At 69.8% G+C, this 24698-nt stretch carries 21 protein-coding genes; 14 read left to right on the top strand and 7 right to left on the bottom strand.

Going from position 1 to position 24698, the window contains the following annotated elements:
- Positions 1-80 precede the first annotated feature (80 nt).
- Entirely contained in the window at positions 81-3035 is a 2955-nt protein-coding gene (locus tag BM345_RS08480; RefSeq protein ID WP_093377852.1) for a DNA topoisomerase III, read from the top strand.
- A 21-nt stretch (positions 3036-3056) separates the two neighbouring features.
- Positions 3057-4028: a threo-3-hydroxy-L-aspartate ammonia-lyase gene (locus BM345_RS08475; protein WP_175544940.1), complete on the top strand. Its 972-nt coding sequence runs from the start codon at positions 3057-3059 to the stop codon at positions 4026-4028.
- Positions 4029-4032: 4 nt separating this feature from the next.
- Here BM345_RS08475 and BM345_RS08470 read toward each other — a convergent pair whose 3' ends face one another.
- Positions 4033-4917: a gamma-glutamyl-gamma-aminobutyrate hydrolase family protein gene (locus BM345_RS08470; protein ID WP_093377849.1), complete on the bottom strand. Its 885-nt coding sequence runs from the start codon at positions 4915-4917 to the stop codon at positions 4033-4035.
- Between the two features lie 170 nt (positions 4918-5087).
- Between BM345_RS08470 and BM345_RS08465 the strand changes: the two genes are divergently transcribed.
- Both BM345_RS08465 and xylB read left to right on the top strand, forming a co-directional pair.
- Positions 5088-6143: a sugar phosphate isomerase/epimerase family protein gene (locus tag BM345_RS08465; RefSeq protein WP_093377847.1), complete on the top strand. Its 1056-nt coding sequence runs from the start codon at positions 5088-5090 to the stop codon at positions 6141-6143.
- A 46-nt stretch (positions 6144-6189) separates the two neighbouring features.
- Positions 6190-7656, top strand: a complete 1467-nt coding sequence (gene xylB, locus BM345_RS08460; RefSeq protein ID WP_093377844.1) for a xylulokinase — start codon at positions 6190-6192, stop codon at positions 7654-7656.
- Between the two features lie 19 nt (positions 7657-7675).
- On the opposite strand, the gene BM345_RS08455 is transcribed toward xylB, so the two are convergent.
- Positions 7676-8785 (bottom strand): S1C family serine protease, encoded by a 1110-nt coding sequence (locus tag BM345_RS08455; protein ID WP_254789650.1) that lies wholly within the window; start codon positions 8783-8785, stop codon positions 7676-7678.
- A 383-nt stretch (positions 8786-9168) separates the two neighbouring features.
- Here BM345_RS08455 and infA point away from each other — a divergent pair, with 383 nt between their 5' ends.
- From infA to BM345_RS08440, 3 genes are read left to right on the top strand one after another with little or no spacing between them, the layout of a single operon-like run.
- Positions 9169-9435 (top strand): translation initiation factor IF-1, encoded by a 267-nt coding sequence (infA, locus tag BM345_RS08450; RefSeq protein WP_093377839.1) that lies wholly within the window; start codon positions 9169-9171, stop codon positions 9433-9435.
- Between the two features lie 21 nt (positions 9436-9456).
- Entirely contained in the window at positions 9457-10869 is a 1413-nt protein-coding gene (gene dbpA / locus BM345_RS08445) for an ATP-dependent RNA helicase DbpA (RefSeq protein ID WP_093377837.1), read from the top strand.
- Positions 10870-10910: 41 nt separating this feature from the next.
- Positions 10911-12101: an MFS transporter gene (locus BM345_RS08440; protein ID WP_093378397.1), complete on the top strand. Its 1191-nt coding sequence runs from the start codon at positions 10911-10913 to the stop codon at positions 12099-12101.
- 21 nt (positions 12102-12122) lie between these two features.
- Here the strand turns inward: BM345_RS08440 and BM345_RS08435 are convergent, their stop codons facing one another.
- Entirely contained in the window at positions 12123-12704 is a 582-nt protein-coding gene (locus BM345_RS08435) for a DNA-3-methyladenine glycosylase (protein WP_093377834.1), read from the bottom strand.
- Positions 12701-13405 carry a TetR/AcrR family transcriptional regulator gene (locus BM345_RS08430; protein WP_175544939.1) on the bottom strand — a complete coding sequence of 235 codons (705 nt, stop codon included), beginning with the start codon at positions 13403-13405 and terminating at the stop codon, positions 12701-12703. Before BM345_RS08430 ends, BM345_RS08435 begins: the two co-directional genes overlap by 4 nt.
- Positions 13406-13501: 96 nt before the next feature.
- Between BM345_RS08430 and BM345_RS08425 the strand changes: the two genes are divergently transcribed.
- Together BM345_RS08425 and BM345_RS08420 are read left to right on the top strand one after the other, a co-directional pair.
- Positions 13502-14551, top strand: coding sequence for a VOC family protein (locus tag BM345_RS08425; protein ID WP_093377829.1), 1050 nt, complete (start codon positions 13502-13504; stop codon positions 14549-14551).
- On the top strand, positions 14548-15453 hold the full coding sequence (locus BM345_RS08420) for a c-type cytochrome (protein WP_093377827.1): 906 nt from the start codon (positions 14548-14550) through the stop codon (positions 15451-15453). The genes BM345_RS08425 and BM345_RS08420 overlap by 4 nt, the downstream gene beginning before the upstream one ends.
- 9 nt (positions 15454-15462) lie before the next feature.
- Here the strand turns inward: BM345_RS08420 and BM345_RS08415 are convergent, their stop codons facing one another.
- On the bottom strand, positions 15463-16782 hold the full coding sequence (locus tag BM345_RS08415) for an Nramp family divalent metal transporter (RefSeq protein ID WP_093377824.1): 1320 nt from the start codon (positions 16780-16782) through the stop codon (positions 15463-15465).
- 61 nt (positions 16783-16843) lie between these two features.
- Here BM345_RS08415 and BM345_RS08410 point away from each other — a divergent pair, with 61 nt between their 5' ends.
- The 5 genes from BM345_RS08410 to BM345_RS08390 all read left to right on the top strand — a co-directional run bounded on the left by BM345_RS08410 (position 16844) and on the right by BM345_RS08390 (position 21491).
- Entirely contained in the window at positions 16844-17320 is a 477-nt protein-coding gene (locus BM345_RS08410) for an FKBP-type peptidyl-prolyl cis-trans isomerase (protein ID WP_093377822.1), read from the top strand.
- An 85-nt stretch (positions 17321-17405) separates the two neighbouring features.
- Complete coding sequence (locus tag BM345_RS08405) at positions 17406-18533, top strand: pirin family protein (RefSeq protein ID WP_093377820.1); 1128 nt, start codon at positions 17406-17408, stop codon at positions 18531-18533.
- Positions 18534-18764: 231 nt separating this feature from the next.
- Positions 18765-19721 (top strand): AraC family transcriptional regulator, encoded by a 957-nt coding sequence (locus BM345_RS08400; protein WP_093377817.1) that lies wholly within the window; start codon positions 18765-18767, stop codon positions 19719-19721.
- Positions 19722-19726: 5 nt separating this feature from the next.
- A complete protein-coding gene (locus tag BM345_RS08395) occupies positions 19727-21100 on the top strand; it encodes an amidase family protein (protein WP_093377815.1) in 1374 nt (457 codons plus the stop codon).
- Between the two features lie 79 nt (positions 21101-21179).
- Positions 21180-21491, top strand: coding sequence for a putative quinol monooxygenase (locus tag BM345_RS08390; protein ID WP_093377812.1), 312 nt, complete (start codon positions 21180-21182; stop codon positions 21489-21491).
- 75 nt (positions 21492-21566) lie between these two features.
- Here BM345_RS08390 and gap read toward each other — a convergent pair whose 3' ends face one another.
- Both gap and tkt read right to left on the bottom strand, forming a co-directional pair.
- Positions 21567-22568, bottom strand: a complete 1002-nt coding sequence (gene gap / locus BM345_RS08385; protein WP_093377809.1) for a type I glyceraldehyde-3-phosphate dehydrogenase — start codon at positions 22566-22568, stop codon at positions 21567-21569.
- Positions 22569-22613: 45 nt separating this feature from the next.
- On the bottom strand, positions 22614-24665 hold the full coding sequence (gene tkt / locus BM345_RS08380) for a transketolase (protein WP_093377807.1): 2052 nt from the start codon (positions 24663-24665) through the stop codon (positions 22614-22616).
- Between the last annotated feature and the right edge of the window lie 33 nt (positions 24666-24698).

The following is a 24698-nucleotide window of genomic DNA, read 5'->3' as shown; positions in this document are numbered from 1 at the left end:
ACACATGCGCGTGTGTGCGCGTACACGTACGTACGTACGCACGCGTGAGAAGCGCCAGATTGTATGTAGAGAGACCCGTGATGACGAAGACATTGGTGATTGCAGAGAAGCCCTCGGTGGCTCAGGACATCGTGCGGGCGCTCACGCCGGTGGCCGGCAAGTTCGACAAGCACGACGAACACTTCGAGAACGAGAAGTACGTCGTGACCAGCGCCGTGGGCCACCTGGTGGAGATCCAGGCCCCCGAGGAATTCGACGTGAAGCGCGGCAAGTGGAGCTTTGCCAACCTGCCGGTGATTCCGCCGCGCTTCGACCTCAAGCCGGTCGACAAGACCAAGACCCGCCTGAACGCGGTGGTCAAGCAGGCCAAGCGCAAGGACGTGTCCGCCCTGGTGAACGCCTGCGACGCGGGGCGCGAGGGCGAACTGATCTTCCGCCTGATCGAGCAGTACGCCGGCGGCGCCAAGCCGCTGGGCAAGCCGGTGCAACGGCTGTGGCTGCAGTCGATGACGCCGCAGGCCATCCGCGACGGCTTCGGCAGCCTGCGCAGCGAGAAGCAGATGCAGGGCCTGGCCGACGCGGCACGCTCGCGCTCGGAGGCCGACTGGCTGGTGGGCATCAACGGCACCCGCGCCATGACCGCCTTCAATTCGCGCGACGGCGGCTTCTTCCTGACCACCGTGGGCCGGGTGCAGACGCCCACCCTGTCGGTGGTGGTGGAGCGCGAGGAGCAGATCCGCAAGTTCGTGAGCCGCGACTACTGGGAGATCCACGCGAGCTTCCAGGCCGAGGCCGGCCAGTATCCGGGCAAGTGGTTCGACCCCAGCTGGAAGAAGGCCAACGCGCCCCTGCTGCCCAGCGGCGAGCCCGATGCCGAGCAACGCGCCGACCGCGTCTGGAACGAGCGCGACGCCCTGGCCATCGCCAACGCGGCGCGCGGCAAGCCCGCCAGCGTCACCGAGGAGAGCAAGCCCAGCACGCAGGCTTCGCCGCTGCTGTTCGACCTGACCTCGCTGCAGCGCGAAGCCAACAGCCGCTTCGGCTACTCGGCCAAGACCACGCTGGCGCTGGCCCAGAGCCTGTACGAGCGCCACAAGGCGCTGACCTACCCGCGTACCGATTCGCGCGCTCTGCCCGAAGACTACCTGCCGGTGGTCAAGGACACCCTGGGCATGCTGGCCAACAGCGGCATGAAGCACCTGGCGCCCTTCGCGCGGCAGGCCATCGACAACAACTACGTCAAGCCCAGCAAGCGCATCTTCGACAACGCCAAGGTGTCGGACCACTTCGCGATCATCCCGACGCTGCAGGCGCCCACGGGCCTGTCCGAGGCCGAGCAGCGCCTGTACGACTTCGTGGTGCGCCGCTTTCTGTCGGTGTTCTTCCCCAGCGCCGAATACCAGGTCACGACCCGCATCAGCACCGTCACGCAAGAAGGCAAGGACTACGCCTTCCGCTCCGACGGCAAGGTGCTGGTGCGGCCGGGCTGGCTGGCCATCTACGGCAAGGAAGCGGTGAGCGACGAGGACGAGAAGGACGGCAAGAACCTGGTGCCGGTGAAGCCCGGCGAGAAGGTGCTGACCGAATCCTGCGACGCCAAGGGCCTGAAGACCCGCCCGCCGGCGCGCTATTCCGAAGCCACGCTGCTGGGCGCCATGGAAGGCGCCGGCAAGCTGATCGACGACGACGAACTGCGCGAGGCCATGCAGGAAAAGGGCCTGGGCACGCCAGCCACGCGCGCGGCCATCATCGAAGGCCTGCTGGCCGAGAAGTACATGTACCGCGAGGGCCGCGAACTCATTCCCACCGCCAAGGCCTTCCAGCTCATGACGCTGCTGCGCGGCCTGGGCGTGGAGGAACTCTCCAAGGCCGAGCTCACCGGCGAGTGGGAATACAAGCTCTCGCAAATGGAGCACGGCCAGCTGAGCCGCGAGGCCTTCATGCGCGAGATCGCGCAGATGACGGAACACATCGTCAAGAAGGCCAAGGAATACGACCGCGACACCGTGCCCGGCGACTACGCCACCCTGGCCACGCCCTGCCCCAACTGCGGCGGCATCGTGCGCGAGAACTACCGCCGCTATGCCTGCACCGGCAAGAGCGGCACCGGCACCGACGCCTGCGGCTTCTCCTTCACCAAGTCGCCGGCCGGCCGCACCTTCGAGGTGGCCGAGGCCGAGGCGCTGCTGCGCGACAAGCACATCGGCCCGCTGGAGGGCTTCCGCTCCAAGGCGGGCTGGCCCTTCGTCTCGGAGATCGTGATCAAGTACGACGAAGAGGCGAAGAACTACAAGCTGGAGTTCGACTTCGGCGACGAGAAGGACCCGGCAGAGACCGGCGAGATCGTCGACTTCAGCGGCCAGACCTCGCTGGGCCCTTGCCCCAAGTGCGGCAGCCGCGTGTTCGAGTTCGGCAGCAACTACGTGTGCGAGAAATCGGTGCCCACGGCCGAGCAGACCACGCCCACCTGCGACTTCAAGTCCGGCAAGATCATCCTGCAGCAGCCGGTGCCGCCCGAGCAGGTGCAAAAGCTTTTGGCGGAAGGCAAGACCGACCTGCTGGACAAGTTCGTCTCGATGCGCACGCGCCGGGCCTTCAAGGCCTTCCTGGTGTGGAACAAGGAAGAGGGCAAGGTGACTTTCGAGTTCGAGCCGCGCACCTCCAAGTTCCCGCCGCGCAAGACGCTGGCGACGACCAAGACGCCCACGGTGACCGCGGCGAAGAAGGCCGCCGCAAAGAAGGCGCCTGCGGCCAAGAAGGCCGCGGCCCCGGCCGCGCCCAAGGCGCCCAAGGCACCGCGCAAGCCGGCCGCCGGCCTCAAGCCCAGCGCCGAACTGGCCGCGGTGATCGGCGGCGATCCGGTCGCACGCACCGAGGTCGTGAAGAAGCTGTGGGACTACATCAAGGCCAACGGCCTGCAGGACGCCAAGGACAAGCGATCGATCAACGCCGACGACAAGCTGCGGCCAGTGTTCGGCAAGGACCAGGTCACCATGTTCGAGCTGGCCGGCATCGTCGGCAAGCACCTGGGTTGAACTGAAGAAGGAGGCGCGGCGATGAGCGCTTTGCAGACTCCGGGATTCGAGGATGTGAAGGCCGCCGCCGCGAGGCTCGCGGGCCAAGCGCACCGCACGCCGGTGATGCGCTCGCGCACCGTGGACGCGGCCACCGGCGCGCAGTTCTTCTTCAAGTGCGAGAACTTCCAGCGCATGGGCGCCTTCAAGTTCCGCGGCGCCTTCAATGCGCTGTCGTACTTCGACGCGGCGCAGCGGCGCGCCGGCGTGGCGGCCTTTTCCTCGGGCAACCATGCGCAGGCGATCGCGCTGGCGGCGCAGATCCTGGGCATTCCGGCCACCATCCTCATGCCCACGGACGCGCCGGCGATGAAGGTGGCGGCCACCCGCGGCTACGGCGGCGAGGTGGTGCTCTACGACCGCTACACGCAGGACCGCGAGGCGCTGGCGCGCGAGCTGGCCGACAAGCGCGGCATGACGCTGATTCCGCCCTACGACCATCCGCACGTGATCGCCGGGCAGGGCACCGCCGCGCTGGAGCTGCTGGAGGACACCGGGCCGCTGGACGCGCTCTACGTCTGCCTGGGCGGCGGCGGGCTGCTGTCGGGCTCGGCGCTGTCGGCACGGGCCCTGGCGCCGCAATGCAAGGTCTACGGCGTGGAGCCCGAGGCCGGCAACGACGGCCAGCAGTCCTTCCGCGAAGGCCGCATCGTGCACATCGACACGCCGCGCACCATCGCCGACGGCGCGCAGACGCAGCACCTGGGCGAGCACACCTTCGCCGTCATCCGCCGCGACGCGGACGACGTCTTCACCGCCACCGACGGTGAGCTGGTGGAGGGCATGCGCTTCTTCGCCGAGCGCATGAAGATGCTGGTGGAGCCCACCGGCTGCCTGGCCTTCGCGGCCGCGCGCCGGCTCGCGGAGCCGGGCCAGCGCATCGGCGTGATCGTGAGCGGCGGCAACGTGGACCTGAAGCGCTTCGGCCAGCTGCTCGAAGGCGCCGGCGCCTAGGCGCCTAGTTGCGCAGCAGGGCCTGGCGCAGCAGGCGCGAGGCGCGGTCGCGGATCTTGCCCGGCGTGGTGTGCACCGGCGGGCGCGAACGGGCGCGCGTGGCCGTGCAGGCGTCGAGGAAGTCGTGCAGGATGGCCGTGTCGTCCACCGTGTTGATGGGTGAGCCGGGGCGGTGGAATTCCGGGTGCCACTGCGTCGCCGCGATGTAGCCGCGCCCCGGCGCGGGCGCGCGGCGGATCGCCTCGGGCACGCGGTCCGGATAGCTCCAGGCCTCCACCTCGAAGCCCGGCGCCAGGTGCTTGATGCCCTGGTGGTGGATGCTGTTGACCCGCGCATGCACCAGCTCCGGATACATCTGCGAAAGCCGCGTGCCTTCCACGAGCACGATGTCGTGGTAGTTCTGGTCGTAGCTGACCGGGTCGCGGTGCTGCAGCGCGTTGGGGTGCTGCGTGGCGATGTCCTGGTAGAGCGTGCCGCCGAAAGCCACGTTGATGAGCTGCAGCCCGCGGCACACGCCGAAGATGGGCTTGCCGGCCTGCTCGAAGGCCTCGACCAGCGCCAGGTCGTACAGGTCGCGGATGCGGTCGCCCACCCAGGCCTCGCGCAGCGGCATCTCGCCGTAGCTGCCGGGCCAGACGTCTGCGCCGCCGTGCATGACCACCCCATCGAGCCACTCGGCGTAGTGCGACAGGTTGGCGTCGCCGCGCGCGGTCTCGCCCGTAGGGCAGGGCACCATCACCACCAGCGCGCCGGAGGACATGAGCCAGTGCGCGATGGACTGCTCGACGTACTGCAGCGTCTTGTTGGTGAACAGCGAGCGGCTGGGGTCGGCGTGCTGGAAGCAGGCCGACAGGCCGATCTTGAGGCGGTTGGCGACGGTTTGTGTCATCCCTGGCTGGGCCCGCCCCAACAGGACGGCGCCTGAAGTCCTACATGACGGAACATTGTGGCGCGTTGCGCGACGCCTTGCTGCAACCGCCGGTGAATGACGGCGTCGGACAGGACCACATAGTTGCGCAAGTACCACTAGCATTGCGGCTTCCACAGGAGACACCCACCATGAAGACCATCCACGGCCCGGCCATCTTCCTGGCCCAGTTCGCGGGCGACCAGGCACCGTTCAACTCGCTCGATGCCATCGGCGGCTGGGCCGCCGGGCTGGGCTACAAGGGCGTGCAGATCCCCAGCTGGGACGCGCGCCTCTTCGACCTGAAGAAGGCCGCCGAGAGCAAGACCTATTGCGAGGAGGTCAAGGGCACGCTGGCACGGCACGGCCTGTCGATCACCGAGCTGTCCACCCACCTGCAGGGCCAGCTGGTCGCGGTGCACCCGGCCTACGACGCAGGCTTCGACGGCTTTGCGGCGCCGGAGGTGCGCGGCAACCCGGCCGCGCGGCAGGCCTGGGCGGTGCAGCAGCTGCACTATGCGGCGCAGGCCTCGGCCAACCTGGGGCTGACGGCGCATGCGACCTTCTCGGGCGCGCTGGCCTGGCCCTACCTGTACTCGTGGCCGCCGCGGCCGGCGGGCCTGATCGAGGAAGCCTTCGACGAGCTGGCGCGGCGCTGGAAGCCCATCCTCGATGCCTTCGACCAGGTGGGCGTGGACGTGGGCTACGAGATCCATCCCGGCGAGGACCTGCACGACGGCGTGAGCTACGAGATGTTCCTGGAGCGGGTGAACAACCATCCGCGCGCCTGCCTGCTCTACGACCCGAGCCACTTCGTGCTGCAGCAGCTGGATTACCTGGCCTACATCGACCACTACCACGAGCGCATCAAGATCTTTCACGTGAAGGACGCCGAGTTCAACCCGACCGGCAAGCAGGGCGTGTACGGCGGCTTCCAGAGCTGGATCAACCGGGCCGGGCGCTTCCGTTCGCTGGGCGATGGGCAGGTGGACTTCGGCGCCATCTTCTCCAAGATGGCGGCCTACGACTTCCCGGGCTGGGCGGTGCTGGAGTGGGAGTGCTGCATCAAGCACCCCGAGGACGGCGCACGCGAGGGCGCGCTCTTCATCGCCGACCACATCATCCGCGTGGCCGACCGCGCCTTCGACGACTTCGCGGGCGGCGGGGTGAACAGCGCGGCCAACCGGAGAATCCTGGGCATCGGCTGAGGGCGCTTTTCAAGAACAACAACGAACGAATCAGGGAAGAAGAAACATGGATGTGGGCATCGACCTGGGCACCTCGGAAGTGAAGGTGGTGCTGGTGGACGACGCGGGCCGCGTGCTCGGCCAAGCGAGCCGGGCGCTGACGGTATCGCGGCCGCATCCCTTGTGGTCGGAACAGGACCCTGCCGCCTGGTGGCAGGGCACGCAGGCCGCGCTGGGCGAGCTGCGCGAGAAGCACGGGGCCGCCTACGGCGCGGTGCGCGGCATCGGCCTGTCGGGCCAGATGCACGGCGCCACCCTGCTCGATGCGCAGCATCGCGTGCTGCGCCCCTGCATCCTCTGGAACGACGGCCGCAGCCACGCGCAGTGCGAGCAGCTGGAGCGCGAGCGCGCGCCGCACAGCCGCCGCATCACCGGCAACATCGCCATGCCGGGCTTCACCGCCCCCAAGCTCATGTGGGTGGAGCAGCACGAGCCCGAAGTCTTCCGCCGGACCGCGCTGGTGCTGCTGCCCAAGGACCACCTGCGGCTCACGCTCACCGGCGAAGCGGTCTCCGACATGTCCGACGCCTCCGGCACGCTGTGGCTGGACGTGGGCGCGCGCCGCTGGTCCGACGAGATGCTGGCCGCCACCCACCTCACGCCCGGCCACATGCCGCGGCTGGTGGAAGGCAGCCAGCCCGGCGGGACGCTGCGCGACGAGGTGGCCGACCTGCTCGGCCTGCCGCGCGACGTGGTGGTGGCCGGCGGCGGGGGCGACAACGCGGCCAGCGCAGCCGGCATCGGGGTGGCGGCGCCGGGCACGGCCTTTCTTTCGCTGGGCACCTCGGGCGTGTACTTCGTGGCCAACGAGGCCTTCTCGCCCAACCCCGCAGGGGCGGTGCATGCCTTCTGCCACGCCTTCCCGGGCACCTGGCACCAGATGACGGTGATGCTGGCGGCCGCCAGCTGCCTGCGCTGGCTGCGCGGCCTGACCGGCGCCGACAGCGAGGCGCAACTGGTGGCCGAGGCGCAGGCGCTGCCGCCCGACGCGGCGACTCCGATGTTCCTGCCCTACCTCTCGGGCGAGCGCACGCCGCACAACGACCCGCATGCCAGCGGCGTGTTCTTCGGCCTCACGCATGCGCACGGCCGCGGCCACCTGGCGCGCGCGGTGCTCGAAGGCGTGGCGCTGGCCTTCCTCGATGGCCAGCAGGCGCTGCTGCAGGGCGGCGCGCGCATCGACAGCGTGACGCTGGTCGGTGGCGGCTCGCGCAGCGCCTACTGGGCGCAGCTGCTGGCCGACGTGCTGGGCCGGCGGATGGACCGGCGCAGCGGCTCCGAGGTGGGCGCCGCCCTGGGCGCGGCGCGCCTCGCGCGGCTGGCGCGCACGGGCGAGGCGGTGGCCGAGGTCTGCGTGGCGCCGCCCCTCACCGACAGCTTCGAGCCCGATGCGGCGCGGCACGCCGCATTCGCAGATCGGCATGCGCGCTTCCAGCGGCTGTACGCCGTGCTTCGCGAAGAGATGAAGCCCTGATGGGCGGCGAGCTCGCTGCTCAGATGCCCTGCGGCTTGCGCAAGGTGTCCATGCGGTCCATCGCCTGCACGCGCAGCTTGCGCACCTCGTCGCCCTGGCGCAGGGTGAGCTCGACCTCGTCGTCGGGCGTGGCGCGGGTCCAGACCTTCTTGTAGAAGCTCTCGAGCGAATCCACCGGCGCGCCGTCCACCTCCAGCACCTCGTCGCCCACGCCGACGCCAGCGCGCTGCGCCGGGCCGTCGCGCTCCACCCGCACGATGCGCACCTTGCCGTCCTGCAGCTGCGAGGACACGCCCAGCCAGGGCCGGTGGCTGGCCCGGGTGCTGCCGGTGCTGCGCATCTCCGGCAGGACCGGCGCCAGCAGGTCCACCGGCACGAACATGTTGCCCGGCAGTGCGCCGCCGTTGGCCTGCGAATCCGACACGAACAGGCTGCCGATGCCCAGCAACTCGCCGTTGCGGTTGAACACGGCCGCGCCGCTGTGGTTGGGCACCGGCGGCGCGGTGAACAAGGCCTGGTCGATGTGGTATTCCCAATAGCCCGAGAAGGCGCGGCGGTCGACCAGGCGCACCACGCCCACCTCGGCACCGCTCTTGCCGGCGCTGGAAACCATCAGCGCCTCGCCTGCCGCCAGCGCCGACACGCTGCCCATGGGCACCGGCTCGATGCGCGTGCGCAGCGGAATCAGCGGCTGCAGCAGGCCGAAGCCGGTGGCCTGGTCGTAGGCCACCTGGCGCGCCGGCATGCGGCGATCGTCCTGGGTGACCACCTCGATGGTCTGGGCCTCCAGCAGCAGGTAGCCGATGGTGAGGATGAGCCCGTCGCCGTCGATGACCACGCCGGTGCCGCTGCGTTCCTCGCCCAGGCTGCGCGCGGTGCGGGCGCCTTCGGTGGCGCTGACGCGCACGGTCACCACCGCGTTCAGGGCGCGGCGCAGGGCGGCGATCTGGGCGTCGCTGGCCGGCGGGGCATCCGCGGGGGCCTTGCTGGAAGGCGCCTGCTTGCGAACGGTGTTGGCCGCTTCGGCCCGCCCGCTCGAGCCGAGGACGGCGAGCGCCAGCAGCAGCATGGGCAGCACCCGCCATGCGCGCCTCGCACGCGGCGCAAGACCGAAACCGAGGACTCGCATGGGGCGCTCCTTGCCGTCGGCAGCAACGGAGGCCTGATCGTGCACTTTCGCGTTCGGCTTCGCAACGATCCCGCCGCGCCCCGCTGGTCGCCGCTGGCATGGAAAGCCTTTTCTGGCCGCCCACAGCAACACTCATGCCAGTCAAGTTACAATCGAGGGTTCGCTTTTCGACGGGGCCGTGGCAGGCCACCGCGATTTTGCGAAGGGTTGGACGCCAAGGCGCGGCCCGGGGCAGGCCGGCCCTGTCCCGTTCGAGCCGCCTGTCATGGCCATGTCCACCGCCGCGCCCACACTGGGCCGGCTGTCGGCGAGAACGACCAGTTTTTGATTGAATCCAACGGGCGTGGGCATCGCAGCCCCGCCAAATTCGCAGAAGGTACTGAATGCCAAAGGAAGAACTGATTGAAATGAGCGGCTCGGTGACGGAAGTCCTGCCGGACTCCCGCTACCGGGTGACGCTGGACAACGGTCACCAGCTGATCGCGTACAGCGGCGGCAAGATGCGCAAGCACCACATCCGCATCCTGGCCGGCGACAAGGTGTCGCTGGAGCTCTCGCCCTATGACCTGACGAAGGGTCGCATCACCTTCCGTCACCTGGAACGCCGTCCGCCCGGCTCGGGCCCGGCTCCCGGCTCGCAGCGCCGCTAAGCCTCTCGTCTTGTCGGCCCGATGAGCGCGAGCGCAACCCCCGCCGCGGCAGCCGACAGCTTCGAGACGCTGCCGCTGGCGCCCCAGATGCTGGCCAACCTGGCCAGCCTCGGCTACGTCCGAATGACGGCCATCCAGGCGGCCAGCCTGCCCGCGGCCTTGCTCGGCAAGGACCTGATCGCGCAGGCCAAGACCGGCAGCGGCAAGACCGCCGCCTTCGCCCTGGCCCTGCTGGCCAATCTCAATTCCCGCCGCTTCGCCGTCCAGTCGCTGGTGCTGTGCCCCACGCGCGAGCTGGCCGACCAGGTCAGCACCGAGATCCGGCGCCTGGCCCGGGCCGAGGAAAACATCAAGCTGGTCACCCTCTGCGGCGGCGTCGCGCTGCGCGGGCAGACCGCCAGCCTGGGCCACGGCGCCCACATCGTGGTCGGCACGCCCGGGCGCATCCTGGACCACCTGGAGCGCGGCAACCTGGACCTGTCCGCCCTGAACACCCTGGTGCTGGACGAAGCCGACCGCATGCTGGACATGGGCTTCGCCGAGGACATCGCCCAGGTGCTGCGCCAGTGCCCGGCGCAGCGCCAGACCTTGCTGTTCTCCGCCACCTATCCCGAAGGCATCGCCTCTTTGGCCCAGCGCTTCATGCGCGAGCCTCGGCAGGTGACGGTGGAGGCGCAGCACGCCGAGGGCAAGATCGAGCAGCGCTGGTACGAAGTCACCGAGCGGCAGCGCCTGCATGCCGTCTCGCAGCTGCTGGACCACTTCCGCCCCGAAAGCACGCTGGCCTTCTGCAACACCAAGCAGCAGTGCCGCGACCTGGTGCAGGTGCTCGTCGCCCAGGGCTACAGCGCGATGGCGCTATTCGGCGAACTGGAGCAGCGCGAGCGCGACCAGGTGCTGGTGCAGTTCGCCAACCGCAGCTGTTCCGTGCTGGTGGCCACCGACGTGGCGGCGCGCGGGCTGGACATCGCCCAGCTGGCGGCCGTGATCAACGTCGACGTGAGCCCCGACCCCGAGGTGCACATCCACCGCATCGGCCGCACCGGCCGGGGCGACGCGCAGGGCCTGGCGCTCAACCTCGCGGCCATGGACGAGATGGGAAGCGTCGGCAAGATCGAGCAGCTGCAGGGCCGCGAGTCCGACTGGCATCCGCTGGCCGAGCTGACCAGCGCCGGCGGGGAGCCGCTGCGCCCGCCCATGATGACGCTGCAGATCGCCGGCGGCCGCAAGGAGAAGATCCGCGCCGGCGACGTGCTGGGTGCGCTCACCGGCGAGGCCGGTTTCGCCAAGGACCAGATCGGCAAGATCAACATCAACGAATTCTCGACCTACGTCGCGGTCGACCGGCGCATCGCGCAGGAGGCGTTGCGGCGCCTGTCCAGCGGCCGGGTCAAGGGCAGGAGCGTGAAGGTGCGCCTGCTCGAGGCGGAGTGAGCGCCACCCTCGGCGCCCGCCGCAGCCCACCCGCCTGGGTGATGCTGGCTGCACTTTGCAGCGCCTTTGCGCTGAGCCAGTCCTTCCGCACCATGGCGGCCATCCTGGCGCCGCCGCTGCAGCGCGAGTTCACGCTGTCGGCCCAGCAGCTGGGCCTGTTCGCCGGGGCCTTTCACTTCGCCTTCGGGGCGCTGCAGTTCTTCATGGGCATGGGCATCGACGTGTACGGGCTGCGGCGCACGGTGCTGGTCGCCTTTCCCTGTGCCGTCGCGGGCGCGCTGATCTCGGCCTTCTCGCAGCAGTTCGGCCTGCTGCTGGTGGGGCAGGTGCTGATCGGCATCGGCTGCGCGCCGGCCTTCCTGGTGTGCACCGTGTTCATCGCGCGGCACTTCCCGCCGGAGCGCTTTGCGCCCGTGTCGGGGCTGGTGCTGGGGCTGGGCTCCGTGGGCATGCTGCTCACCGGCACGCCGCTGGCCTGGCTGGTGGAGGCCGCCTCGTGGCGCGCGGGCTTCGTCGCGCTGGCCGTGCTGTCGGTTGCCGCCTGGCTGCTGATGGCCTGGAAGGTGCACGAGCCGACTCAGCCTGGCAGCGCCGCGCGCGCGCAGGCCAAGCTGTCGATGTGGCAGGCCATGCTCAGCTACGGCGCGCTGTTCCGGCTGCCGCACACGCTGGGCATCCTGATGCTGGCCTCGGTGACCTACGCCTCCTTCATCTCGCTGCGCGGGCTGTGGCTGGGGCCGCTGCTGGTGGAGCGGCACGGCTTCTCGCTGGTGCAGAGCGGCAACATCGCGCTGGCCGTTTCGGTGGTGGGCATGTTCGGGCCGCCGCTGTTCGGCCGCCTCGATCCCGGCCCGGCCAAGCGGCGCCAGCGCATCACCGTCTGCACCGTGCTGGTCGCGGCCGGCTTCTTCCTGATGGCTTTTGCGCCCAGCGCGGGCATCGACGTGGCGGTGATGCTGGCCACCGGCCTGCTGTCGGGCTTCATCGTGCTGCAGTACGCCGACACCCGCGGCGCCTACCCGCCCGAGATGACCGGGCGCGCCATGGCGCTGTTCACCATGGCCATGTTCCTGGGCGTGGCCTTCATGCAGTGGTTCACCGGCGCGGTGGCCTCGATGGCCTCCGCCCACGGCGTCGACCCCTTCGCCGCCGTGCTGGCCACCATCGCGGTGCTGTTGTCGGCCGGGGTTGCCGGCTTCGCCTGGCTGCCGAAGCCGCCGCGCGTGTACTGAACCCGGCAGCAGGGGGCGCGCCTAGCGCTGCAGCATCGGAAAGGGCTTGCTCAGGAAGCGCGAGCCCTTGAGGCCGAAGCGCCAGGGCAGGTCCATGGCCTTTGAGATGCCGATGCGGGGACCGACCAGCAACTCGATCTCTTCATCGTCGGGCGCCGCGAGCAGCTTGAAAGGCGGCCGGTCCAGCCGGTGCCCGCCGAAGCTGCCGTCGATGCCCAGCGCCTGCCCCACGCGTCCCGGCCCCGAGCACAGCAGGCGCGGGTCTTCCAGGCCCCGGCGCTCGCGCATGCGTGCGAGGCCCTCGGTGGGCTCGATGGCGCGGATCAGCACCCCGGCGCCGTGCCCGTCCTCGCGGCACACGAAGTTCAGGCACCAGTGGATGCCGTAGGAGCGGTACACGTAGCTGCGCGCCGGCGGGCCGAACATCACCGCGTTGCGCTTGGTCGGGCCGGGGAAGGTGTGCGAGGCCGGGTCGGCGCGGTCGTAGGCCTCGGTCTCGACGATGACGCCGCCCACGCCGTCCACGAGCACGGTGACGCCGATGAGCCGGCGCGCCACTTCGGGGGCGTCGGCGCCGAAGTCGATGTTGGCCAGGCGGCTCATGCGGAAGGTGCGCGCCGGGGCGCCGTCTTGCGGGAAGCAGCGGCTGCGGCCACGCCAGGCGCCGGAAAGTCCGGCAGCGGCCGGCGCGCGATCTCCTCGGCCTTCTCGTGCGGCACGCCCAGCCCGCGCAGCACGCAGGCGGCCACGTCGGCGCCGTGCGTGGGCGGCGCCAGGCCCAGGGCGATGGTGCGCATGGCATGCGTGCCGGTGCCGTTGATCAGGTCCATCGCAGCTTCCTCGCTGGCAATGCGGAAGGCCTTCTGCTTCACGCCCAGGCGCAGGTCGGCCAGCACGTACTCGCGGATGTGGACCAGCAGCTCGGGCGCGGCTGCCGCCACGTCCAGCATCAGCAGGGCCCACTGCGGCGCCACCTCGGCCAGCCAGGCGTAGCGCCGGCCGCCGATGGCCATGCGCTCGGCGCCTTCCTTCACGCCTTGCTGGCTCTCGGTGATGCGGGTGCACAGCGTGGTGGCCAAGCGCAGCGCCACGTCGCTCAGCACTTCTTCCTTGGTCTTGAAATGGTTGTAGACGGTGCCGGTGGTCATGCCGGCCACGTCGGCGATCTCCTGGATGGTGCCGGCGGCCACGCCGCGCACCGAGAACACCTTGATGGCGGAATCGACCAGCTGCGCCCGGGTGCGCTCGCGCTTGGGCAGGCCGGGCGGCAGGCTGAGCAGGCCGGCCGAAAGCGCTATGGGCAAAGGTTCGATTGACGGTGACAAAGCCTTGAAACTAACATCCATTTTTGAGTGACGCGTTCAATTTTAAGTTTCTCATCAATTTTAATGAGTTCAGCCATGCGTGATGCGACAAGCCCCGATCTTCGTCTCGGATATCTGGTTTTCGAGGCCAGGCGCCTTCAGCGCTGGATCGATTTCTGCCAGCGTACCCTGGGACTGCCCGCGCCCCTGATCAACCCCGACGGGAGCCGCGGCTGGCAGCTGGACAGCCAGGCCCAGCGCCTGATCGTGCAGGAAGGCCCCTCGGACGACGTGGTCGCGCTGGGCCTGCATTGCGCCAGCGAGCAGGTGCTGGAGGCGTTGGCGGCGCGCATCCGCCAGGCCGGGCTGGAACTGGAGGAGGGCAATCCGCGCCAGTGCACCGCCCGCCGCGTGCACCGCCTGGTGCGCACCACCGATCCGGCGGGCAATGCGGTGGAGCTGTACGTCGACCCGGACGAGGCCGAGCGCCCCTTCGCGTCCGAGGCTTTTCCCGAAGGCTTTCGCACCGGCGAGCTGGGCATGGGCCACGCGGTGCTGGTCTCGGCCGACCTGCCGGCCATGGAAGCCTTCTACGAAGGCGTGCTGGGCTTCGGCGTGACCGAGCGGCTGGCCACGCGCGTGGGGCCCATCGACGTGCGCGGCACCTTCATGCACTGCAACGCGCGCCACCATTCCATTGCGCTGTTCGACCTGCCGCTGCCCAAGCGCATGCATCACTTCATGCTGCAGGCCGCGCGGCTGGCCGACATCGGCATCGCCTTCGAGCGGGCCGAGCGCAACAAGGTGCCGATGAGCCTGGGCCTGGGGCAGCACCCCGACCCGGACGGCACCTTCTCCTTCTACGGCGCCACGCCCTCGGGCTTCGACTTCGAGATCGGCGCCGGCACGCACGACATCGACCCGCAGGGCTGGCAGGTGCAGCACACGCAGCTCACCAGCAGCTGGGGCCACAAGCCGCGGCTTCGCCTGCAGCTGAACATGGCGCGGCACCTGCTGGTGCGCAAGCTGTTCGGTCGGCGCAAGCCGCAGGGCCGGCAGGCGGCCGGCGCAGCGGGCGTGAGCGCCGCGCCGGGCCGCCACGCGCAAGCTTGCAGTGCAGCACGAAGCGCGGAGGTACTGCGATGAGCCGCGCCGGGCGCTGGACCCGACGCATCCTCATCGCGCTGCTGGTCCTGATTGCACTGGCCGCCGTGGCGATCTTCGCGGGCGACCAGCTGGCCAGGCGCAAGATGCAGCGGCACGTGGAGATCGCCGTGCAGCCCGTGGCCTACAAGGACGATGCCGCGGCCATCGAGCGCGGGCGCTACCTGTTCTCCTCGCGCGGCTGCGTGGACTGCCACGGCGCCAAGGGCAACGGGAACATGTTCCTGGACGACGGCAAGGGCATGCGCATCGCCGGCCCCAACATCAGCCCCGGCCCGGGCAGCGTGGTGAAAGCCTACCAGCCGGTGGACTGGGTGCGCGCCATCCGCCACGGCGTGAACCCGCAGGGCCGCGCGTTGATGATCATGCCCAGCGAGGACTACAACCGCTTCACCGACGAGGACCTGGCCGCCCTGGTGGCCTACGTCCGCCACATGCCGCCGGCCGAGGGCGGTGGCCCGGTGCTGGACCTGCCGCTGCCGGTGCGCGCGATGTACGGCTTCGGCCTGATCCACGACGCGGCCGGCCGCATCGACCACGCGAAGGCGCCCGAGAAGCCGGTGCCCGACGCCGTGACCCTGGAGCATGGCGCCTACGTGGCCAACATGTGCCTGGGCTGCCATGGCGCGAAGCTGGCCGGCGGCAAGGTGCCGGGCGGGCCGCCCGACTGGCCGGCTGCCGCCAACCTCACGCCCGGCGCCGGTTCGGCCATGCCGCGCTACCCCGATGCGCAGAGCTTCGCGAAGATGTTCAAGACCGGCGAGCGCCCCGACGGCCAGGCCATCAAGGTGATGCCCTTCGGCTCGCTGCGCGAGATGAACGAGGTCGACGTGCGCGCGCTCTACCTGTATCTCAAGAGCCTGGCGCCGCAGCCGCACGGCTGAAGCGGCCGCTCAGCCGAAGAGTGCGCTGCCCACCAGCCACACGTTGGCCGCGCTGATCACGCCGAACAGCGTCCACGCGAGCGCCTTCACGATCGGGCCGGTCGCAAACTCGCCCATCAGCGCGCGGTCGCCGGTGAAGCGCAGCAGCGGCCAGATCGCGAAGGGCAGCTGGAAGCTCAGGATCACCTGGCTGAGCACCAGCATCTTGCCGATGCCCGCGTCGCCGAAGATCCACACGCCCACGAAGGCCGGCACCAGCGCCAGCGCGCGGGTGAGCAGGCGGCGTTGCCAGCAGGGGATCTTCAGGTCGAGGAAGCCTTCCATGATGATCTGGCCCGCAATGGTGCCGGTGAAGGTGGAGCTCTGGCCCGAGGCCAGCAGCGCCACGCCGAACAGCAGCGCCGCCAGCGCGCTGCCCACCAGCGGCTCGATGAGGCGATGGGCATCGGCGATGTCGGCCACCTCGGTGTGGCCGTTGCCGTGGAAGGCGCTGGCCGCCAGGATCATGATCGCCGCGTTCACCAGCAGCGCCAGCGACAGCGAGGCCACGGTGTCGATGGTGCAGAAGCGGATGGCCTCACGCCGGCCAGCGGGCGTGTCGGACACCACCCGCGTCTGCACGATGGACGAGTGCAGGTACAGGTTGTGCGGCATCACCGTGGCGCCCACGATGCCGATGGCCAGGTAGAGCGCGCCCGGCTGCTGCAGCCGCTCCAGGCTGGGCACGAAGCCCACCGCCACGCCCAGCCAGTTCGGCTGCGACATGGCCAGTTCCACGACGAAGCAGGCGGTGATGGTGCCCACCAGGCCCAGCACGATGGCCTCCACCCGCCGGAAGCCGGCGCCCTGCAGTCCCAGCACCAGCAGCGTGTCGAAGGCTGTTATGGCGATGCCGGTGGTGATGGACACGCCGAAGAGCAGGTGGATGGCCAACGCGCTGCCCAGCACCTCGGCCAGGTCGCAGGCCACGATGGCCAGCTCCGCCCCCAGCCACAGGAAGCGGCTCATCGCCCGCGAATAGTGCGAGCGGCAGCCCTGCGCCAGGTCTTTCTTCGCCACCACGCCCAGGCGCACGCACAGGGTCTGCAGCAGCATGGCCGCCAGGCTCGCCAGCAGCACCACGAAAAGCAGGCCATAGCCGAAGCGCGAGCCCGACTCGATGTCGGTGGCCCAGTTGCCCGGGTCCATGTAGCCCACCGACACCAGCAGGCCCGGGCCGGCGTAGCGCATCAGCTTGCGCCAGAAGGGCCATTCGGCCGGGATGGCCACGCTGCCCCGGACCTCGGAGGGGCAGAAGGGGGCGGTGGCGGTGCGGGGCAGTCGATACATCGGCGGGTAGTTTCGCCTCGATCGGCGCGGCCGGCGCGGCTCTGGGAGAATCGCGCCCATCATGCAAATCACCAAAGACACCGTCGTCACCCTGCAGTTCAAGGTGACCGATGCCGCCGGCAAGCTGATGGAGCAGAGCAAGGACCCGATGGTCTACCTGCACGGCGGCTACGAGAACACGCTGCCCAAGATCGAGGCCGCGCTGGAAGGCCAGTCCGTGGGCTTCCAGACCACCCTGGCGCTGGCGCCGGAAGACGCCTTCGGCGTGCGCGACGAATCGCTGGCGCGCACCATCCCCAAGTCGGAGTTCCCCCCGGGCGTGAAGGTCGGCGGCCAGCTGCAGGGCACGCTCGACGACGGCCAGCCGCACATCTTCTGGGTGATGAAGATCAAGGGCGACAAGGTGCTTCTGGACGGCAACCATCCCTGGGCCGGCATTCCGCTGAAGTTCACCGTGAAGGTCACGGGCGTGCGCGCCGCGCTGCCCGAGGAGATCGAGCACCGCCATGTGCACGGCGAGCACGGCCACCACCACTGAAGCATCCGGGGCCATTCGCTCCAGCGCTGGGCCGCACTGTCGCGCGGGCAGCGCTTTTCAAGCCGGCACGGCGTCCCCATCTGCGATGGATCGCAGCCCATCGCCTGCGAACGCCCTCGAAAGGAAACACGCCGTGTCCGCCGATCCCGTCCTGAAGGTCCAGCCCCTGGGCTTCCCCTGGCCCACCATCGACCCCTTCCTGTTCTGCGTCCATCACGATGACGCCTACCCGCGCGGCAACGCGCAGATGGGCCCGGATGCGTCGCTCCTGGCCGGCCGCCAGATCGGCCAGGATTTCAGCCGCCAGGACGGCTGGAGCATGTACCACGGCGAGACCGTGCCGGGCTTCCCGGGCCACCCGCACCGCGGCTTCGAGACCGTGACCATCGTGCGCCAGGGCCTCATCGATCATTCCGACTCGCTGGGCGCGGCCGCGCGCTTCGGCGGCGGCGACGTGCAGTGGCTCACCGCCGGTGCGGGCATCGTGCATTCGGAGATGTTCCCGCTGCTGAAGTCGCAAGAGGCCAATCCCCTGGAGCTGTTCCAGATCTGGCTGAACCTGCCGGCGCGCAACAAGATGGCGGCGCCGCACTTCACCATGTTCTGGTCCGAGGACATTCCGCGCCTGCGCGCGCTGGACGCCGAGGGCTGCGAGACCGAGCTGGCCTGCGTGGCCGGCCGCCTGCCGCTGGATGCCGGCGTGGGCGCGGGCGCCGGCGAGCTGGAGCCGCTGGCTCCGCCGCCCGCCTCCTGGGCCGCCCAGGACGGCGCCGACGTCGCGATCTGGACCCTGCGCATGGCGCCCGGCGCGCGCTGGACGCTGCCCGCAGCCGCCGGCCAGGGCACGCGACGGATGCTGTATTTCTTCCAGGGCGCTTCTGTGCAGGTGGGTGGCCGCCGCATCGACGGCCATGCCGCCATCGAACTGGCGGCCGGCGAGAACGTGGAACTGGTCAACGGTGACGCGGCCGGCGAATTCCTGGTGCTGCAAGGCCGGCCGATCGCCGAGCCGGTCGCCCAGTACGGGCCCTTCGTGATGAACACGCAGGCCGAGATCGCGCAGGCCATGGCCGACTACCGCCGCACGCAGTTCGGGGGCTGGCCCTGGCCGGACGGCGCGCCGGTGCACGGCCGCGAGCCGGAGCGCTTCGCGCGCCATCCCGACGGCCGCGAGGAACGGCCGCTGCCTGCCGCCGGCGTGACGCTGGGCTGACCCGCGCGGGCGCCGAGGTTTCCCGGCGCGGGTCACGCTCTGTTCATTCAGGCGAACTAAGCTTCAGCAAGACAGTCGCACGGCGCTGGTAGGGGTTGCCTCGGCAGCCGGCCGACGCGGTCGGTACCCCGATGCCGGCGGCTGTCCCTTTCCCGCGCCGCCACCCTTCGATCCACCCATCCGAGCACAACGGGACACGCGTCCGGCGCAGCGCTTGGACAGAATGGCGGCATGAATGCGCGTGCCACCCCGCACCACCTCCGCTCGCCGCTGCGCTACCTGGAACTGCTGTCGCGCGCCGCCATCCATGTGGACGCGCACCTGGATGCCGAACTCGACGCGCAGGAACTCGCGCAGCGCGCGGCCATGTCGCGCCACCATTTCCATCGCATCTTCCACGCCTACTTCGGCCTGACCGTGGGTGGCTACCTGGGCTGGCGGCGGCTGCGCCGCGCCTGCGAGCTGCTGGGCGAGCCCGGCGGGGCGCCGGTGCTGGACGTGGCCCAGTCCGTCGGCTTCGCCTCGGCCCAGGCGCTGGCCAAGGCCATGCGGCGCGAACTGGGCACCACGCCCAGCGCCGTGCGCGCGGGCGCGGAGCCTGACTGGGACGCCTACTTCCGCCGGCGCAGGATTCCCGATGCCGCCCCCGCCGCCGGCGAGACCGCCCCGCCGCTGCACCCGCGCTGGAGCGCGGCGCCCGCCTTCGACGCGTTGTGCGCCACCGGCCAAGGCATGCAGGGCGGCACCATGGTTCGCGCGGCAGGCGAGGGGCTCGGCCGGCTGCTGCCGGCGCTCCAGGAGGCAGGCCTCATGCAGCAGATGACGCATCTGATCTCCGCCATGCCCGAGGAGCCGCAGGGCCCGGACGACCCGCATTGCCGCATGTGGAACGGCGCGATCTTCGGCCTCTCGCTGTCCGGCTCGACGGGACACTCGCTGCGCCCGCCCATCCCGCTGCGGCAGGCGCAGCTCCACTGGCAGCACTGGCCCGCCGGCCGCTACGCGGTGTTCACCCACGTGGGCGCCTACGACGGCCTGCACGACCTGTGGAAGACCATCTACCGCCACTGGGTGCCGGCCACCGGCTACCGCCTGCGCGACGTGCCGGGCTTCGACCTGTACCTGAACGACCCGCGCGACACGCCGCCCGACCACTTGCGCACCGAGCTTTACCTTCCCATGGAGTGAACCCGATGAGCCAGCCCGAGCTCGAAGCCCTGATCGCCCGCGGCGCGGTCGCCTGCGCCCAAGCCGTCGCCGACGGCCAGGCCAGTGCGCTGGACCTGTGTGACGCCGCCATCGGCCGGATCGAGTCCCTCGACGGCGCCATCCACGCCGTGGTGCTGCGCGACTTCGAGCGCGCTCGCGAGCAGGCCCGCGCCGCCGACGCCGCCCGTGCGCGCGGCGAACGTCTGCCCTTGCTGGGGGTGCCGATGACGGTGAAGGAATCCTTCAACGTCGCCGGCCTGCCCACCTCCTGGGGCCTGCCGCCCTTCCGCGACTTCCGGCCGGCGCAGGACGCGGTCGCGGTGCAGCGCCTGAAGGCCGCGGGCGCGGTGATCCTGGGCAAGACCAACGTGGCGGCCGCGCTGGGCGACTGGCAGAGCGCCAACCCCGTGTACGGCCGCACGGTGAACCCGAACGATGCCACGCGCACGCCCGGCGGCTCCAGCGGTGGCGGCGCCGCGGCACTGGCCGCTGGCATGGTGGCGCTGGAGATGGGCTCGGACCTCTTCGGCTCGATTCGCGTGCCGGCGCACTTCTGCGGCCTGTACGGCCACAAGCCCAGCGTCGGCGTGCTGCCCACGCGCGGCCACGACTTTCCCGGCACGCAGGTGGAGCCCGGCGACCGGCCCGCCGTGATCGGCCCGCTGGCGCGCAGCGCCGACGACCTGGACCGCGTGCTGGATGCCATCGCCGGCCCCGACCAGCCCGATGCGAAGGCCTACCGGCTCGCGCTGCCGCCGCCTCGCCATGCCCGGCTGCGCGACTGGCGCGTGCTGGTGCTGGACCAGCACCCCGTTTGCGCCACCTCGTCGGCGATGCGCAGCGCGCTGGAGGCGTCGGCCCGGCAACTGGAGCAGTCCGGCGCCAAGGTCTCGCGCAGCAGCGACAAGCTGCCCGACCTGAAGCTCATCGCCGAGGGCTACACCACCCTGGTCACCACCTTTCTAGGCGCGTGGGAGCCGGGCGGCAGCACCACGATGAGCGCCCACGACTGGATCCGGCTGATGGGCCAGCGCGACCGCTACCGCGTGCAGTGGCGCGCCTTCTTCGAGGAATTCGACGCGCTGCTGTGCCCGCCATCGGGCAGCGCGGCCTTCCCGCACGACGAGAACCCGGACTTCGACAGCCGCTCGCTGCTCATCGACGGCCAGCCCACCCCTTACGGCGCACAGGGCGCCTGGTCGACCATTGCCTCGATGGCCGGGCTGCCCGCCACCGTGGCACCGATGGCACGCGACGCGGAAGGCCTGCCGCTGGGCGTGCAGATCATCGGCCCCTTCCTTGAAGACCGCAGCACCATCGCGCTGGCACGTCAACTGGCGGGGCGGGAAGGCGACTGATGCACAGGCGACGGCAGGCCCGCCGCAAATTGCTTAGGCTCGGGCCTTCGCCAACCCCACTCTTACTGGAGACCTGTTCATGATCCATGTCGTCGCCGTCATCACCGCCAAGCCCGGCCAGCGGGCTGCCGTGCTGGAAGCCTTCCAGGCCAACGTTCCGGCCGTGCTGGCCGAGGACGGCTGCATCGAGTACCAGGCCACGGTCGACGCCAAGGGCATGCCGGCTTCCAAGGGCACCTTCGGCGAGGACACCTTCGTGGTGGTCGAGAAGTGGGCCACGCTGCCTGCCCTGCAGGCCCACGCGGTGGCGCCGCACATGAAGGCCTATGGCGAGAAGACCAAGGACCTGCTGGCCAGCCGCGTGATCCACGTGCTGGAGCCGGTGGCCTGAGCCTTTCGCCGGCCGCCCAATGAAAAAGGCGCGCCCTGAGGCGCGCCTTTTGTCTTTCGGGGAAAGCCCGTTCGCTTACTTGGCGACGACGCGGACCATCTCCAGGCACTTGTTCGAATAGCCCCACTCGTTGTCGTACCAGCTCACCAGCTTGACGAAGGTGCTGTCCAGCGCAATGCCGGCTTCGGCATCGAAGATCGAGGTGCGCGGGTCGCCGCGGAAGTCGGTGGCCACCACCTTGTCTTCCGTGTAGCCCAGCACGCCCTTGAGCGCGCCTTCGCTTTGCGCCTTGAACTCGGCACAGATTTCCTTGTAGCTGGCTTCCTTGTTCAACTCGACCGTCAGGTCGACCACCGACACGTCGGAGGTCGGCACGCGGAAGCTCATGCCCGTCAGCTTCTTGTTCAGCTCGGGGATCACCACGCCCACCGCCTTGGCCGCGCCGGTGCTGGAGGGGATGATGTTCTCGAGGATGCCGCGGCCGCCGCGCCAGTCCTTGTTGCTCGGGCCGTCCACGGTCTTCTGCGTGGCGGTGGCGGCGTGCACGGTGGTCATCAGGCCGCGCTTGATGCCCCACTTGTCGTTGAGCACCTTGGCCAGCGGCGCCAGGCAGTTGGTGGTGCAGCTGGCGTTGGAGATGATCGCCTCGCCCTTGTAGGTCTTGTCGTTCACGCCGTAGACGAACATGGGGGTGTCGTCCTTGGAGGGCGCCGACATGATCACCTTCCTGGCGCCGGCGGCCAGGTGCTTCTCGCAGGTTTCCTTGGTCAGGAACAGGCCGGTGGATTCCAGCACCACGTCGGCGCCGATCTCGTTCCACTTGAGGTTGGCCGGGTCGCGTTCCTGCGTGAGACGGATGGGCTTGCCGTTGACGATCAGGGTGTTGCCGTCGACGGCGACTTCGCCCTTGAAGCGGCCGTGCACCGAGTCGTACTGGAGCATGTAGGCCAGGTAGTCGGGCTCGAGCAGGTCGTTGATGCCGACGATCTCGATCTCGTTCTTGAAGTTCTGCACGGCGGCGCGCAGCACGTTGCGTCCGATGCGGCCGAAGCCGTTGATACCGATCTTGATAGCCATCTGTCTGCTCCTGGGATAGTTGAAAAAACTGGGAAGGCGGATGCTTCAGCGCTTGAGCGCCGCTTCCACCGTGGCGGCAACGTTCTCCGCCGTGAAGCCGAAGTGCTTGAAGAGCACGCCTGCGGGTGCCGACTCGCCGTAGGTGTCGATGCCCACCACCGCCGAGACGCCGTACTTCCACCAGCCGTCGGTGGCGCCCATCTCGACCGCGACGCGCTTGATGCCCTTGGGCAGCACGCTCTTCTTGTAGGCCACGTCCTGGCGGTCGAAGGTGGTGGTGGAAGGCATGGAGACCACGCGCACCGCGATCTTCTTCGCAGCCAGCAGTTCCTGCGCCTTGAGCGCCAGCTGGACTTCCGAGCCGGTGGCGATGATCACCGCCGCCGTCTTCTTGTTCTTCAGGCCCACGCGCTCCGGCTCGGCCAGGACGTAGGCGCCCTTGCTGATGTCCGAGAGGTCGCTCTTGGGCGAGTAGGGCAGGTTCTGGCGCGACAGCAGCAGCGCGGTCGGGCGGGTGGTGTTCTGCAGCGCGACGGCCCAGGACACGGCGGTCTCGGCCGTGTCGCCCGGACGCCAGACGTCCAGATTGGGGATCAGGCGCAGCGAGGCCGCATGCTCGATCGACTGGTGCGTGGGGCCGTCTTCGCCCAGGCCGATGGAGTCGTGCGTGAACACGTGCACCACGCGCTGCTTCATCAGCGCGGCCATGCGGATGGCATTGCGGCTGTAGTCGCTGAAGGTCAGGAAGGTGCCGCCATAGGGGATGTAGCCGCCGTGCAGCGCCACGCCGTTCATGATGGCGGCCATGCCGAACTCGCGCACGCCGTAGTTGATGTGGCGGCCGATGAGGCCGTCGGAGTTCTGCTCGTTGCCCTCGGCGCGCAGCACCTCGCCCTGGCTGCCGAAGCGCAGCGCGGGCGTGCTCTTGGTATTGGTGAGGTTGGAGCCGGTCAGGTCGGCGCTGCCGCCCAGCAGTTCGGGCAGGGCGGCGGTGAAGGCTTCCAGCGCCAGCTGCGAGGCCTTGCGGCTGGCCACGGTCTCGGCCTTGGTGTGGGCTGCCACCACCGCGTCGAAGGCGGTCTGGTGGAAGTTCTTCGGCAGCTCGCCCTTCATGCGGCGGGTGAATTCGGCCGCCAGGTCGGGGAAGGCCTTGGCATAGGCGGCGAACTTCTCGTTCCAGGCCGCTTCGGTCTTGGCGCCGGCCTTCTTCGCGTCCCACTCGTCGTACACGGCGGTGGGCAGCTCGAAGGGGGCGTGCGGCCAGTTCAGCGCACTGCGGGTCAGGCCGATCTCGTCGGCGCCCAGGGGCTCGCCGTGGGCCTTGGCGGTGTTGGCGCGGTTGGGGCTGCCCTTGCCGATCTGCGTCTTGCAGATGACCAGCGTGGGCTTGTCGTTCTGCGCCTTGGCTTCGGCGATGGCCTTGGACACTTCGGGCGCGTCATGCCCGTCCACCGGGCCGATCACGTTCCAGCCGTAGGCCTTGAAGCGCTCGGCCGTGTTGTCGACGAACCAGGGCTTGACCGGGCCGTCGATGGAGATGCCGTTGTCGTCGTACAGGGCGATCAGCTTGGAGAGCTTCCAGGCGCCGGCCAGGGCGCAGGCCTCGTGGCTGATGCCTTCCATGAGGCAGCCGTCGCCCAGGAACACATAGGTGTGGTGGTCGACGATGCTGTGGCCGTCACGGTTGAACTCGGCCGCCATCAGCTTCTCGGCCAGCGCGAAGCCCACCGCGTTGGTGATGCCCTGGCCCAGCGGGCCGGTGGTGGTTTCCACGCCGGGGGTGATGCCCGCCTCGGGGTGGCCTGCGGTCTTGCTGTGCAGCTGGCGGAAGTTCTTCAGTTCCTGGACGGGCAGGTCGTAGCCGGTGAGGTGAAGCACCGAATAGATCAGCATCGACGCATGGCCGTTGGAGAGCACGAAACGGTCGCGGTCGAACCACTGCGGGTTCAGCGGGTTGTGGCGAAGGTGGTCGCCCCACAGTGCGACGGCCATGTCGGCCATGCCCATCGGCGCGCCCGGGTGGCCGGAGTTGGCGAGTTGAACGGCGTCCATCGCCAGCGCGCGGATCGCGTTGGCCATCAAGGCTTGGTTGGCCATGTTTCGTGGCTTTCTGGGGGGAGAGGTTGGGGG

Source organism: Variovorax sp. OV329, from assembly GCF_900114785.1.
In the GTDB taxonomy this organism is placed as follows: domain Bacteria; phylum Pseudomonadota; class Gammaproteobacteria; order Burkholderiales; family Burkholderiaceae_C; genus Variovorax.
Note: the sequence above shows the minus strand (reverse complement) of the source record. Positions and strands in the feature narration are given on the sequence as shown.